The following is a 13132-nucleotide window of genomic DNA, read 5'->3' as shown; positions in this document are numbered from 1 at the left end:
ACTAAAAGCCCCCCTAATATATTTATGATTTTTTCTCATATAGTAAAATATTATTCTCAACAATATTTAAAATTTCATTTATACTTTTTGTAGGTATTTCAATTGTTATCTCAGGTATACCGGGAGATAATAAAAATTTATTATAGTTATAAATTTTCCGATCTATAATAAGTGTGATTTCATCTGAATAGCCAAATGGAGATACGCATCCTGGAACACAAGAAGTTTTTTCTATTAACTCCTCGGCTGAACAAATAGAAATCCTTTTTCCAACCAACTCTTTCATAAGTTTTGAATCTAATTTTTCTCCTTCAACAGTTACAAATATGTAATAGTTATTTGATTTATCTTTTAAAAATAAACTTTTACTGGGTACACCTTCTAATTTAAACCTTTCTCTAATTTTTCTATCTGTTTCATAATCTAATATTGGTTCATGTGTATATTGTTTATACGATATAGCCGCTTCTTCTAACAGTTCTACTACTTGTTTATACATATTTATCCTCCCTTTGATTTCATTACACAATTTGAAAATATAGCCTTTTCTATTGCTGTTCCCGCTCCCTATTCTTTTTCACAATATATTCAATTATAGTTTAAAACACAATTTAAATTGCAATAAAATACATTTTTGTAATAAAAATGGAATTAAAATATAAAACCTATATTAATCATTAATTTCATAATAGTCAATCATTTAGACACAAATCATAATTATCTATTTTTGTATACTTAATTCTATTTGTTATTAATTCATACATATTGTTTCTTTTGAAAAAGGACTTGTATATGTGTTCTATTTTTCATCTTCCAAAAATGTTTTGTTTTATCCTTCGGAAATGCGTCAACATTAATACGCTTTAAGATATTAATTCATAAGATAAAAGTACATTATTATGTAAATTAAGGGAATACATTCGAATATTTTTCAACAAAAATCAGAATTTACTTATTATTAACTCCAAAATCTAGAACTACTTACCTTTGTGTGTTCCAATATTTTAAAAATGTAAAAGTCACTATAAATAAGAAATATCAAATAAATATAATAGATTTATAGTAAAATAAAAAAATTTAAATACATCATTACTTTTCTTGTAACAGCACGTAAAAACCCCGAATCATGGGAAGTAAATTGCTCATGATTCGGGGTTTTTTAAGACTATATTTTAATAATAATTAAATCGCATACAAGTCCTTATATACCTCTATAGTAGAACTCTTTTCATCTATTATTTCTTAAATTCAATTTGCATCATTTTATTAAACTGTGTAAGAATATCAACCGGACCTAAAGAGTTAACATTGACAGCAAATGTATGCTTGCCTCCAATTACTCCACCAGCAAAAGTCATATACCCAGGAATTGCTCCTCCGTGACCCCAAACTGAAACACCGTTTGGAAGTTTCGTCTCATATATCCCAAGGCCATATCCATCACCAAGATCTTTTCCTTCTATTGGAACTGTAGTAAGCATTTCTTTTAGCTCGCGTTCTTTCAATAACTTACCACCGAGCAAAGATGAAAAGAACTTATTTAAATCGTCTGCATCTGAAATCATATCTCCCGCTGAATTAGCTAAACTCGGATTATAATACGTCATGTCTTTCAATTCACTTGTTTCGTCAATTTTCATATACCCTCGAGCATGATTCTTTCCTGGGATGACTGGTGAATTACCTGGTAAAAACGTATTTGCCAAATCCAAAGGTTCAATAATTCGTTTTTCAATTTCTTCCGCATAACTATTACCAGTTATTTTTTCAATAAGCATTCCTAGTATTACGTATCCTGTGTTTGAATACGACCAACCTTTACCTGGCGAAAAATCTGGGGGTAGAGCAAGTCCTATCTTTACTATTTCTTCTGCTGTATACGTTTTTTTCGAATTCATAATGTCAGCGTCTTTTGACTTTAAATAATCAGCTATACCACTCGTATGATTCAAAAGTTGACGTATCGTAATTTGATTGCCATCATAACCATTTCCTTGAATGAGGCCGGGCAGCCACTTTTCAATCGAATCGTCAAGCTGCACACGATTTTCTCCTACTAATTGAAGAACAGTCGTAGCAGTAAAAGTTTTCGTCACACTACCAATCCGAAAGCGATAGTCCGATTTCATCGATTTCTTTGTACTTAAATCCGCGACGCCAGCATTATAACTACTAATTTTTCCGTTATTATACGTCTTAGCTAGTACCCCGGGTGCTCCAATTTGGATGGTTTCCTGCATGACTCGTTTCCACCCATTCCGATTCTTTTGATCATGTGCTTGTGACGAATTAGAAATATTTTGAGTAGATTCTGCTTCCACAGTAAAACCTGGTGTGAATAAAGTAGTACCCGCTAATAAAACTGCCAAACTTGCTAACTTAATGGAATAACATTTTTTCATAAGGCTTTCTCTCCTCTATGCATATCGTATTGATTCAAGCTATACTTTCATCCTATATGATAAACCTCTCTTTTTTCTTATCCATTCCTTACGAAATACTTACGTTCAAAATTTAATGACCCAATGGAAAAAGCAATGTATGAAAATAAAAAAGAACGTGTTTTCAATTTATGAAAACACGTTCTCTTACATACTTAAAACCCTATATCAACTTTTTAGTTCATTCACTTTTACCATCCTGCACTAGCGTTCATGCCATTTCCGATAATAGTAAATAGTAATGGCCACAGCACTGGTGCTAACGTAAGAAATAGATTAAGCAGTATAAGTATTCTATATCTTCCAAGGATATTATGATTTTTACGATTAACAAATACTACAAAAACTAATAATATTATGGTCGTTACAAGTCAACTACACCCACTGAGATGAAACGTTTCAGTGGGGGCTTGAGTTAGAACGCTAGGTCTTTTCGTCTATCGCTAGACAGTTGACGCTCTAGCATTCATGCCACCTTATGGTAACACCCCAAGTATGTTTTTGGTTGGTACTGGCAACGAACGATTGTTTTCCCACTTGCACCACCCTTTCGAAAAAGAGCAGTTCTTCCTTATGGAAGAAGCCACCACTCAGATCAATCTGGCGTGTACTACAAGCCCCGACAAGTCGAGTACACATGGATGGTTGACGCACCCACTAAGCTATGCGCGAAGCAACAGCCTTACGTTTTTGTACTTCTAATAGAATCGACGTTTTCACTTTGAGGTTGTCATCCAATTCTACAACTTTTGATTTTTTCAATGTATTCAATGCACCATTAATATCAGCGTGAATATATTTCCCTAATTTACTTTGGTACAGACCGCGCGTGATTCGTTTACCACTAAAGCGATAATGCGTCCTATCATCTTTAGACCAAGCTGGAACCGGATCTTTATCAAGAAAACTAGCTTTTGAAGTATAGCTCTCTTCTTGTTTTAAAAATCGTATACCTTCTTTTATACATTTATTCTCAATTGCCGCAATCAGTTTATGAAATGGGATTTGAACAAACTTTTGATTATTCTTTTTCCCCATATCAGATTTTTGTTTCCAACCAGCGTTATACCCTACGACAACCGTATCTATGCCAAATGCTTTCACTTTTTTGAACAACAAGCCTACCGTTTGTGAAATGTAACCATTTATTTGTCGTTCCCGTTTATGCCAAAGTGCAGCCATTTTGTTCGTTACAACTCGTTTAGAAAGTCCATTTTCTACATTTTTCAGTTGTAGATTACGTATTATTTTGTTGAAGTACTGGTTAATGGATTTTAGTTTCTTTCCATCAATTAAAAATGTATCACCTGTATTTGTTACGCAACTTACTAATCTATCTACACCTAAATCGCAACTCAAAGCGTTACTAGTAGTCGTGGATGGTTTCTTCATTTGAGAAACGTGCATTTCATATGTGTAATGCACCTCAAAGAACCGACCTTTTTGCTTCGGTACAATCTCAATATAGGAGATTTTTTTATTTCTTAAGTTTTTAGGCATACGTATTTGAATGGAACCGAATTTTTTTCTGAATGCAACATTCATCGGAATCATCCAATACCCATTATCATCCACTTTTGGAACTTGATAGATTTCAATAATTCGTTTGTCAGTTGAACCAGAATAATTCGGAAACTTAGGACGACCTGTGAAGGTTTCTGGTTTTTTCTTCCACTGTTCCCATGCTTTAAAAAAGCTTTTCACTTCTGTAAATAAGGCTCTACGAATCGCTTGAACAGAGTTTGATTGAATGCCCGAGTAATTCAAATCGGCTTGCATGGTAGTATCCACTTCTTTTACAGTAGCTATTTTATTATGGTTCAAGTAACTTTGTTTTATGGTGTACAATCCAACATTTCGCAATGCTTTTGAACTATGTGACATGCGCTGAAGTAAACGAAATTCTTTTGCCGTGAGGCACGCTCGTCCGATATTCTGTTTTTGAGTGAATCGTTGTATATTTTCTCTTTTCTTTTGTTTACGTAATACTTTCACTGCTTTCTTTCTAGCCATTGTTTTCACCACCTTTCTTAGAGAGTTCATTAAAATTATTTTTTTGACAAATTACTATTTGGAACGAAACGGAACAAAATGTGAATATGGTCTTCATCGCAATTCCTATTGGCTCAAGTAACAAAATGATTATTATTATCCAATTTCGTTGCCTTACGATCTATTCCCTCCTTATCTAAGGACAGATTGTACCGTAAGACAAAAAGAAACAAATACTCGCCTGCAAAAAATTATTATGAAAGAAACAAAAGAGTTCAGCCTACCTTCTGACAACAATTCATCTCCACCTGAATTGTTGGGCTTCACCCGTAACACAAATCAGATGGAGTCTTCTTGCCGAAAAAGATAAAAAAAGATACCCATAGCAATCGCTTAGGGTATCTTTTTCACCAAATTATTTTACTAAATCTCCATTATAAGCTTTTATATTAAGTGGAGCAGTTAAAAACTGTGCTGCTTTACTAACGAAAGATGTAAAGTGTTCACTCGTATTATGACTCGCAACTGCCTTTTCATCTTTCCATACTTCTACCATCGTATATACATTTTCATTTTCTGTATCTTTATATAAGTCATAAGATACATTTCCACTTTCTTCTCTTGAACTATGAATCAGCGGACGAATTTCTTCTAAAAATGATTGTTGTTTTGCTGGATCTACTTGAAATATTGCGTGAATAATAATCATGGTGTTTCCCCTCTCATATCTCACTTATTTCTGTATTTATAAAATTACTTCCACTCAGCAACTTTTTCAACTGGGAGACGTACTGATTGGTAACCACTGTCAGCAGCTTTTCCGATTGAAATTAACATAACTGGTACGTAACGTTCTTTATCTAATCCGAATACTTCTGCGATTTGGTCTTTTTCAAATCCGCCAATTGGACAAGTGTCATAACCGTGCGCACGAGCTGCTAGCATAAATTGCATTGCTACAAGTCCACCGTCAATTAAAACAGTATCTTTCATTACTTCTGGTGTAACCATTGAGAAGTAACCTGAAAGTTTTTTCATTTGATCTTCTTTTACTTCAGCTGGCATTAAACCACGCTCTACTGCTGTACCGTAAATTTCTTCTGCGTTATCAAAGTTGTTTAAATCACCAAATAAAGCGATCATTGCTGAAGATGTTTCTACTTGAGATTGATTGAATTTCGCAAGTGGTGCAAGTGTCGCTTTCGCTTCGTCACTTTCAATCACTAAAAATCTCCATGGTTGCATGTTTACAGAAGATGGTGCAAGTGTTGCTTCTGTAAGAATTTCTGTCATTTCTTCTTTGCTAATTTTCACTGAAGGATCGTACTTACGAATTGAACGGCGTCCTGTTAAAATTTCGTTAAAATTATTTGTTTTTACTGAGTTAGTCATAGTTGAATTCTCCCTTTTTTATAGTTCTTTTATATTTTCTTGAATGTGATTTAACATAGTTAAAAGATTATCGCGCTGTTCTTCACTTAACCCTTTAAATGCTGAAGCTGCAAAACGTTCTTTTTCCTCTTGAAACGCCTGAATTTTATTTCGTCCCTCCTCAGTTAGAGAAACCAATGTAATTCTATTATCATCTGGATTTTTACGTCTTGTAATCATTTCATTTGCCTCAAGCTGCTTTAAATGCCTCGTTATCGCAGCATTATCAATATTCACTTCTTGTTGAAGTGCTTTTTGGCTAATTTCACCTACTTCATATAATTGAAGTATAAGCTCTAATCGAGACTGGCTCATACCCGTACACCCTTCAAACTTCGAACTTACTTCTTTATTTAGAAAGTGTAATTTATATAAAATAATCGCTTCTTTTGAGCATGAACTTGTCAAACTATCCCTCCTTTACATGCAAAACAAAAAACGTTTGATGCATCAATAGTTGATATGTCAATTAATATAATCTATATTGATTTAGAATGCAAGCATTTTGTTTTCATTTATATTTTTCCAAATTAAGGCGCTTTGTCGCGTTACAAATAATGTTAATTGCACTATAATAGTACTAATTTAAATGACTGGAGAGTGATTGTAATGCGGCAATACACAAATAGAAATGAGGAATTAAAACTGGAAAATGAAATGAGGATATTCACATATGACAACAATAAATATAGGGATTGTCGCGCACGTAGACGCTGGCAAGACGAGTTTGACTGAGCGTATTCTTTATGAAACGAATGTGATTAAAGAAATTGGCCGAGTAGATAGTGGTAATACGCAAACTGACTCAATGGAATTAGAAAGACAACGTGGAATTACGATTAAAGCATCTGTCGTCTCTTTCTGTATCAATGACTTAAAAGTAAATGTCATTGATACACCTGGACACGCTGATTTTATAGCTGAAGTGGAGCGATCATTCCGTGTTCTAGACGGTGCAATTTTAGTTATTTCTGCCGTTGAAGGTGTGCAAGCGCAAACAAAAATTTTAATGCGAACATTACAGAAACTAAACATACCGACTATTTTATTCGTTAATAAAATTGATCGTAGTGGCGCAAATACTGAAAAAGTTATGAAACAAATAAAAGAGGTTCTTTCAAATGAAGCATTCCCTTTCTACTCTGTAGAAAACGAAGGAACGAAAGAAGCCCGAATCATTGAATACAAATCATATGACAATTGTATAGAACTGTTAGCACTATATAATGAATCATTACTTGAGTCATATGTAAATAATGAAATCGTATCGGGCACACTATTAAGAGAGGAACTCATTACACAGATAGCGCAAGCAAATGTGTTCTCTATCTTTTTCGGTTCAGCCATGACAGGTACAGGTGTAACTGAACTGCTCGAAAATATTTCAGACTTAATTCCCGCTAATAAGTCGGCAGAAAATGAAGTATTATCCGGTGTTGTTTTTAAAATTGAACGTGAACCTTCCGGGGAAAAGATTGCATATGTAAGAGTTTTTTCTGGTCGTTTACACGTTAGAAAATATGTTCATATACTGCGTGATGACGCTCTAGCACATAAAGAAAAGATTAAGAAAATATGTATGTTTCATAACGGAAATGCAGTTCAAGCTTCAATCGTTCCTAGCGGAGAATTTGGCAAAGTGTGGGGACTTAGTGATATTAAAATTGGTGATATTATCGGTGAACGGACTGATTATATAAAAGATATTCACTTTGCCGAACCACAAATGGAAGCTGCTATTGAAGCATTACCAAAAGAACGTATTCATGATCTATACGCTGCACTTATGGAGCTATGTGAAGAAGATCCGCTCATTAAAGTGTGGAAAGATGATATTCATAATGAACTATATATTCGCCTTTTCGGTGAAGTTCAAAAAGAAGTAATTGAAACAACTCTTTATGAGAAATATAATTTGCAAGTTACTTTCTCAAATACGCGTGTCGTATGTATTGAGAAACCCATTGGCATAGGGAAAAGTGTTGAAGTAATGGGCGGAAAAGCGAATCCATTTTACGCAACAATTGGTTTTAAAATCGAACGTGGTGAACTTAATTCTGGCGTAACATATAAGTTAGGTGTTGAACTGGGATCACTTCCATTAGCATTTCATAAAGCAATTGAAGATACTGTATTTCAAACGTTAAAACAAGGTTTATACGGATGGGAAGTTACGGACATTATCGTCACGTTAACACATACAGGTTATGCTAGTCCTGTTACAACAGCAAGTGATTTTAGAAACTTAACACCACTCGTACTAATGGATGCTTTAAAGCAAGCTGAAACATGTGTATATGAACCAGTAAACGAGTTTGAATTGAATGTACCGGAGTACGCAATTAGTACCGCGATGTATAAATTAGTTGCTATTCCAGCAACTTTTAGCGAACCTATATTACACAATGATTCTTACCAGTTAACAGGCTCATTACCTGTTGCGAAAACAGAGCATTTTAAGCGAATACTCCATTCATTCACTGAAGGAGAAGGAATATTTACAATGAAGCCATCTGGTTACAAAGAACTGAAGGCTCCCTTCCCTACTCGAAAACGTGTTGATTATAATCCGCTGAATCGTAAGGATTATTTACTTCATGTGCTTAAGGCTTATTAAGTAAAAAAGAGGTGCAAATTGCACCTCTTTTTGCATGTATTGATAAGTTAGTTTGTCCTAACAACTTCTTTAAGCTTTTCTATTATTTTTGCTGTTGCTTCGATTGAATTCTCGGTTTCATATTCTCCAACATTTACAGAATGATTTGCATTTTTGACAACTTCAATTTGTAAATTCGTTTTATGTAACCGATCGATTTGATCTGCATTATATTGGTGATCTTTATCTCCAATTACTAATAGCCCTTCGTGACGACTATGTAAAATCGACTCAAAAATGGAATCAAAAGTTAGTAAAGGTGTAAGTAGTATCATTTTTGACTGTAAAAAATCTTCTCTCTTCATTAAATCATTTGCAATCGGAATGGTTCCGAGTGACTTCCCTAAAAATATCGTATGATTGTATTGCTCACCTTTTAATACTTCCTTCATTACAGGATTAATATCGTCCATCATTATTTTTGTTACTTCTTCCATCAGTTTATTCATTACTTGTTCGTCATAAGAATAATGAATATGTACTACATCTATTTTATTTTCAAGCATAAGCATCGTTGCATAATAGAATAATGGTTTATCATAATTGTAACCGGAACCTGAAAACATAAAACAGATTGTATTAGAACCTTTTTCGATATGTGTGTAACGAATGACTTTGTCGTCTATATGTATTTCCTTTTTAGTTCCCTTCACCGTTTCCCCCTCCAAACACGTTTACTTTTGTAAAACGATATGTTCTGTATGAACTGATACATCCTTTACTTTATCTTTTATAAACGCTGGCTGTAAGTTATATGTATCTAATTCTTCTATCGGTACCCACTTAAACATATATGTTCTACCCTCTTCATTCAGAATATATTGATCCGCCCCATTTGCAGGTAATTGTTTCAGCTCTACTTCATAGTAAAAACTAATTTCATGAAACTTTCGCTCAGAAAGGGTGAAGAAATTTTCTACTGACCATATTAATCTCTTCACTTTAATAGGAACACCCACTTCTTCCGCAAGCTCTCGTTTTAATGCATCTTCACTATTTTCTAGCATTTTCACTCGTCCGCCCGGTACATACCAAAAATCTTCACCGTCACCTTGCAAAATGAGTATTTTATTATCCTGTTTGCAAATTGCTCCGACTCGGTAATTAAAACATGTTTCCTCTACTTTAAACGTAAGATCCACAATAACCCCCTCCAATGTATCATTACAAAACTATTATTTATGCGCAGTACAAATAAGATTACTAAATTTTTCTATTCCATTCAATAATTTTTTAACTTTTCAAAAACAATACGCATCATTTGTCATCACAAGTATAAATACATATGTCACAATCACTGCACACACTAAAGAAGCATTATGGGGGACGAATGGAAACATTGTCAATATACAAAACTGAAAAATCAAATAATTTTTAAGGCATCATTATAAAAGATAAAGTAAAACTTCAATAAATGGAGTTTTTATCTTTCCCCTGTTGTTTTTAAATATTGTTAAGACATTATTAAAAAAGACGCAAGGTCAACTTATGTGCTAATTAATTCTTTTTCTAGAAAAAGCGTCTTTTATTGCAATTGTTAATACATTTAGGAATAATAAAATAGCCATAACTACCGTTAATACGTTAAATTGCTTTGTTTTATAAGGAGCGAACCATTCCGTAAAGAACTCTGCATTAACGAGACGCTCCCCAACTCCTCCTTCCTTGAAGTTCGGTATTCACGAATTCATATCAAGGATGATAAAAATTAGTTGCATAACGAAAAATGCTCCAAGAGTTTTCAGCCAATTTCGTATTCGAATAGGACGCCCTTTTTTTGATGTCATTTAAATGATCCTTCTTTTAGAACTTGCTATTAAAGAGCCTTGTTCTGATAGATACGAATAGATAATATCCATGAAACCCCATAGCACCCCACTGCTATGACAGCAAATATAAGAAATAATTTCAAATCTGAAATCTCTTTTAAAAAGGTCAGTACGCCATTAGCATATTTATTTAATAAATATGGAGTATTTCGCATTAAATATATAACTCCAATAGATAAAAATATAAAAACTGGTACAAGTGTTTTCACTTTAAATGCAACAAAAAATGGGATGTAAAATGCAGTAATCAGCATGACTGCCAAGAAGCCTAGGATGTAACTTTCTAAGGAAAGTTGAAATTCCACGCTGTCTAAAATGAAATATTTTCCAACCAAACAAAAGGGGATGATTACTATTGTAAAAAATAAGGTTCCAACGTATTTTGAACTTATAATTTCCTTCCTAGTATACGGTAATGAGTTTACTAAAATATTAGCATTATCTTTATCATCAGATTGATAAGTGTTAATTACAAAAACGGCACTACAAATGATTATGACATATGCTACATCCATGCCGGCCCACAAATAGGTAACTAGAAATAAGAGATAAGCAGGTAAAAAAGTTTTTTGTAAAATCAAATCCTTTTTAATTAAATTAAGCATCTTGACTCCCCCTTTTTCATGAAATACATAATATCCTCTAAACTTGGTTTTTCAATCACCACTTCTTTATTAAATAAAGTTTCGATTGAATTTACATTTTCAATCAATCCCTCGAAACCTGTATTTGCTTTACATACAGATATAAATTCACGCTCAGTATCAAAATCTAACATATCTAGTGGTCCTTTGACCAAAATATAATCTTCTGCAATGGCATAAATATCTTTTGTAAAAATATGCTTCCCATTTTGAATAAATGTAATATAATCAGCAATGCGGTCTAAATCCGTTGTAATATGAGATGAGAAAAAGATAGTTTTCTCACCATCCTGCATAATATTTTGTAAAACATCCAATAATTCTCTTCTAAATACCGGGTCGAGTCCGGAAGTAGGCTCATCCATAATAATTAGTTCAGCATGATGTGAAAGGGCAATTGCAAGAGAGGCTTTCATTTTCATTCCTTTGGAGAATGTTTTCATTTTTTTATTTAATGGTAATTCGAACAGATCTTTATAATATGTAAATTGGTTAAAATCCCATTTTTTATAAGCAGGCGCAATAATTTTAGTAATTTCCTTTAATGTGAGTTCATCATAAAACACATTATCGTCATAAACGAAACCAATTCTTTCTTTAATTCGCTTCGCATCAGTCGAATAGTTCATGCCAAATAAGGAGACATTTCCACTATCCGGGTTCATTAGATTCATAATCATTTTAATCGTTGTAGATTTACCTGATCCATTTCCCCCAATAAAACCCGTAACAAATCCTTTTTTTACTTCCATCGAAAAATTTTTAATTTGAAATCCTTTAAAAGATTTACTGACATTTTGAAGTTCTATTACGTTTTCCAAGAGTTTTCCTCCTCGTATAAAATTGTAAGCATTTCTTTTAGATCATTTAAAGAAACATCCATTTGTTTAGCATTTTGAATCGCTTCACACAACTTTTCTTCAACTGTCTTTAATTTTTTTTCTTTCATAGTTTCAATGTTTTGTTCTGCTACAAAGGACCCCCTTCCGACAATCGAATAAATAAAACCATCTTTTTCCAGTTCTTCATATGCTCTTTTCGTTGTAATAATACTTACTCTTAAATCTTTTGCTAACTGACGCATTGAAGGAAGAGCATCTCCTTGCTTTAAATCACCTAGTAAAATAAGTTTTTTTATTTGGACACCAATTTGTTCATAAATAGGTTCCTTTGAAGTGTTCGTAATAACGATTTGCATGCAAATACCTCTTTTTAAAAATATTGTATATATACTTTATATACAATATATACTATCGTACATTGTAAATCAACAGAAAATTTCCAAAATATAGTCACAAACACAATCTAATAATACATGTAATTCATACAACTTATTTATACGGGGCTTCCTCGTATTTGCTCGATTTTGAGGTGGAGGTCTTACTGCTATCTAATGCGGTATAAAGACTACGTTGTGTTTTACGGAGAAATTGGCACAGCTGGTAGTGTGAAAGCAAAAGAGTTTGAAACAGAAGAACAATCTGAGGAAGTTGATATCAAGTTAGACTGGGATGAAGATGACAAAGAAGGATTAAAAAAGATGTTTCCTAAGTTATGGGACATGTACGGGGAAGAACCGATAGACTGGTAGATTAGTTGATTGTCAAAAACGCCTTGTTTCTTTCGTAACAAGGCGTTTTTCATGATACTATATTTAAATTTTTATCTTCCCACTTTCCCACCACTTCATAAACGTTTCTAACGAAGGAGCAACCCAAGTTCTACTATCATTTTCATGATTCCATACATATATATCATCTCTTTGCACGATTCCATTCAAAATGGAATAACCAAACAAATCACCATTTCCGCCATCAGCAATAAATAATAAACAGTCAAAAGGCATATATAAACCCTTGAAATCAACTATATTTCTCATATTCATATTTTCAGTTTTAATTTTTGAAGTAGACCATATAAAATCCCCGTATTCACCTTCTACACCGTTTGTTTCCTGTAATAATTGATATAAATCATTCGGTAATTCCACCTGCAAATTTTTGTGAACTTCAGCGAGTTCATCCTTTTTAGCTGGATTATTGAAACTTAAGTTTTGTGAGATACTGTGAATTGTGTTTTTCCACATAGCTTTTTATCCTTCCATCGCTTATGTTCAATCAATTACATACAAAAAGGATT

At 33.3% G+C, this 13132-nt stretch carries 14 protein-coding genes and 2 pseudogenes; 2 read left to right on the top strand and 14 right to left on the bottom strand.

Going from position 1 to position 13132, the window contains the following annotated elements; genetic code table 11:
• Positions 1–22: 22 nt before the first annotated feature.
• From AC1DMU_RS04695 to AC1DMU_RS04665, 7 genes and pseudogenes are all read right to left on the bottom strand, one after another.
• Positions 23–499 carry a YbaK/EbsC family protein gene (locus tag AC1DMU_RS04695; RefSeq protein ID WP_087984608.1) on the bottom strand — a complete coding sequence of 159 codons (477 nt, stop codon included), beginning with the start codon at positions 497–499 and terminating at the stop codon, positions 23–25.
• Between the two features lie 736 nt (positions 500–1235).
• Positions 1236–2402, bottom strand: coding sequence for a serine hydrolase domain-containing protein (locus AC1DMU_RS04690; protein WP_088063836.1), 1167 nt, complete (start codon positions 2400–2402; stop codon positions 1236–1238).
• Positions 2403–2632: 230 nt separating this feature from the next.
• Positions 2633–2809 (bottom strand): annotated as a pseudogene (locus AC1DMU_RS04685) (DUF3902 family protein); the annotation flags it as partial.
• Between the two features lie 289 nt (positions 2810–3098).
• On the bottom strand, positions 3099–4454 hold the full coding sequence (locus AC1DMU_RS04680) for an RNA-guided endonuclease TnpB family protein (RefSeq protein WP_088063837.1): 1356 nt from the start codon (positions 4452–4454) through the stop codon (positions 3099–3101).
• Positions 4455–4848: 394 nt separating this feature from the next.
• Entirely contained in the window at positions 4849–5142 is a 294-nt protein-coding gene (locus AC1DMU_RS04675) for a putative quinol monooxygenase (protein WP_088063838.1), read from the bottom strand.
• A 44-nt stretch (positions 5143–5186) separates the two neighbouring features.
• Positions 5187–5825: a nitroreductase family protein gene (locus AC1DMU_RS04670; RefSeq protein ID WP_088063839.1), complete on the bottom strand. Its 639-nt coding sequence runs from the start codon at positions 5823–5825 to the stop codon at positions 5187–5189.
• Between the two features lie 18 nt (positions 5826–5843).
• Positions 5844–6272, bottom strand: a complete 429-nt coding sequence (locus AC1DMU_RS04665; RefSeq protein ID WP_000204169.1) for a MarR family winged helix-turn-helix transcriptional regulator — start codon at positions 6270–6272, stop codon at positions 5844–5846.
• 265 nt (positions 6273–6537) lie between these two features.
• On the opposite strand from AC1DMU_RS04665, the gene AC1DMU_RS04660 reads away from it, so the two are divergent.
• Positions 6538–8481, top strand: a complete 1944-nt coding sequence (locus AC1DMU_RS04660) for a GTP-binding protein (protein WP_476941476.1) — start codon at positions 6538–6540, stop codon at positions 8479–8481.
• Between the two features lie 47 nt (positions 8482–8528).
• On the opposite strand, the gene AC1DMU_RS04655 is transcribed toward AC1DMU_RS04660, so the two are convergent.
• The 6 genes and pseudogenes from AC1DMU_RS04655 to AC1DMU_RS04630 all read right to left on the bottom strand — a co-directional run bounded on the left by AC1DMU_RS04655 (position 8529) and on the right by AC1DMU_RS04630 (position 12191).
• The gene (locus tag AC1DMU_RS04655) at positions 8529–9173 is read right to left on the bottom strand and encodes an alpha/beta hydrolase (protein WP_088063842.1); all 645 of its coding nucleotides are present in this window, start codon (positions 9171–9173) and stop codon (positions 8529–8531) included.
• Positions 9174–9194: 21 nt separating this feature from the next.
• Positions 9195–9662, bottom strand: a complete 468-nt coding sequence (locus tag AC1DMU_RS04650; RefSeq protein WP_088063843.1) for an NUDIX hydrolase — start codon at positions 9660–9662, stop codon at positions 9195–9197.
• A gap of 351 nt (positions 9663–10013) precedes the next feature.
• A pseudogene (locus tag AC1DMU_RS04645) lies at positions 10014–10307 on the bottom strand (YfzA family protein).
• Between the two features lie 29 nt (positions 10308–10336).
• Positions 10337–10954, bottom strand: a complete 618-nt coding sequence (locus AC1DMU_RS04640) for an ABC-2 transporter permease (protein WP_088063844.1) — start codon at positions 10952–10954, stop codon at positions 10337–10339.
• A complete protein-coding gene (locus tag AC1DMU_RS04635) occupies positions 10942–11814 on the bottom strand; it encodes an ABC transporter ATP-binding protein (protein WP_000432454.1) in 873 nt (290 codons plus the stop codon). Before AC1DMU_RS04635 ends, AC1DMU_RS04640 begins: the two co-directional genes overlap by 13 nt.
• A complete protein-coding gene (locus AC1DMU_RS04630; RefSeq protein WP_001167593.1) occupies positions 11802–12191 on the bottom strand; it encodes a GntR family transcriptional regulator in 390 nt (129 codons plus the stop codon). Before AC1DMU_RS04630 ends, AC1DMU_RS04635 begins: the two co-directional genes overlap by 13 nt.
• Positions 12192–12386: 195 nt before the next feature.
• Here AC1DMU_RS04630 and AC1DMU_RS04625 point away from each other — a divergent pair, with 195 nt between their 5' ends.
• Entirely contained in the window at positions 12387–12584 is a 198-nt protein-coding gene (locus AC1DMU_RS04625) for a hypothetical protein (protein WP_142291768.1), read from the top strand.
• Positions 12585–12647: 63 nt separating this feature from the next.
• Here AC1DMU_RS04625 and AC1DMU_RS04620 read toward each other — a convergent pair whose 3' ends face one another.
• The gene (locus tag AC1DMU_RS04620) at positions 12648–13079 is read right to left on the bottom strand and encodes an SMI1/KNR4 family protein (protein ID WP_088063846.1); all 432 of its coding nucleotides are present in this window, start codon (positions 13077–13079) and stop codon (positions 12648–12650) included.
• Positions 13080–13132: the final 53 nt, after the last annotated feature.

Source organism: Bacillus sp. 01N45 (assembly GCF_056399205.1).
The sequence above is the reverse complement of the archived record's forward strand: the minus strand, read 5'-3'. Positions and strand labels throughout refer to the sequence as shown.

Bases quoted from the DNA above. Each gene is read 5' to 3' on its own strand.
- AC1DMU_RS04695 (WP_087984608.1), bottom strand. From the start codon at position 499: ATGTATAAACAAGTAGTAGAACTGTTAGAAGAAGCGGCTATATCGTAT.
- AC1DMU_RS04690 (WP_088063836.1), bottom strand. From the start codon at position 2,402: ATGAAAAAATGTTATTCCATTAAGTTAGCAAGTTTGGCAGTTTTATTA.
- AC1DMU_RS04680 (WP_088063837.1), bottom strand. From the start codon at position 4,454: ATGGCTAGAAAGAAAGCAGTGAAAGTATTACGTAAACAAAAGAAAAGA.
- AC1DMU_RS04675 (WP_088063838.1), bottom strand. From the start codon at position 5,142: ATGATTATTATTCACGCAATATTTCAAGTAGATCCAGCAAAACAACAA.
- AC1DMU_RS04670 (WP_088063839.1), bottom strand. From the start codon at position 5,825: ATGACTAACTCAGTAAAAACAAATAATTTTAACGAAATTTTAACAGGA.
- AC1DMU_RS04660 (WP_476941476.1), top strand. From the start codon at position 6,538: ATGACAACAATAAATATAGGGATTGTCGCGCACGTAGACGCTGGCAAG.
- AC1DMU_RS04640 (WP_088063844.1), bottom strand. From the start codon at position 10,954: ATGCTTAATTTAATTAAAAAGGATTTGATTTTACAAAAAACTTTTTTA.
- AC1DMU_RS04630 (WP_001167593.1), bottom strand. From the start codon at position 12,191: ATGCAAATCGTTATTACGAACACTTCAAAGGAACCTATTTATGAACAA.
- AC1DMU_RS04625 (WP_142291768.1), top strand. From the start codon at position 12,387: ATGCGGTATAAAGACTACGTTGTGTTTTACGGAGAAATTGGCACAGCT.
- AC1DMU_RS04620 (WP_088063846.1), bottom strand. From the start codon at position 13,079: ATGTGGAAAAACACAATTCACAGTATCTCACAAAACTTAAGTTTCAAT.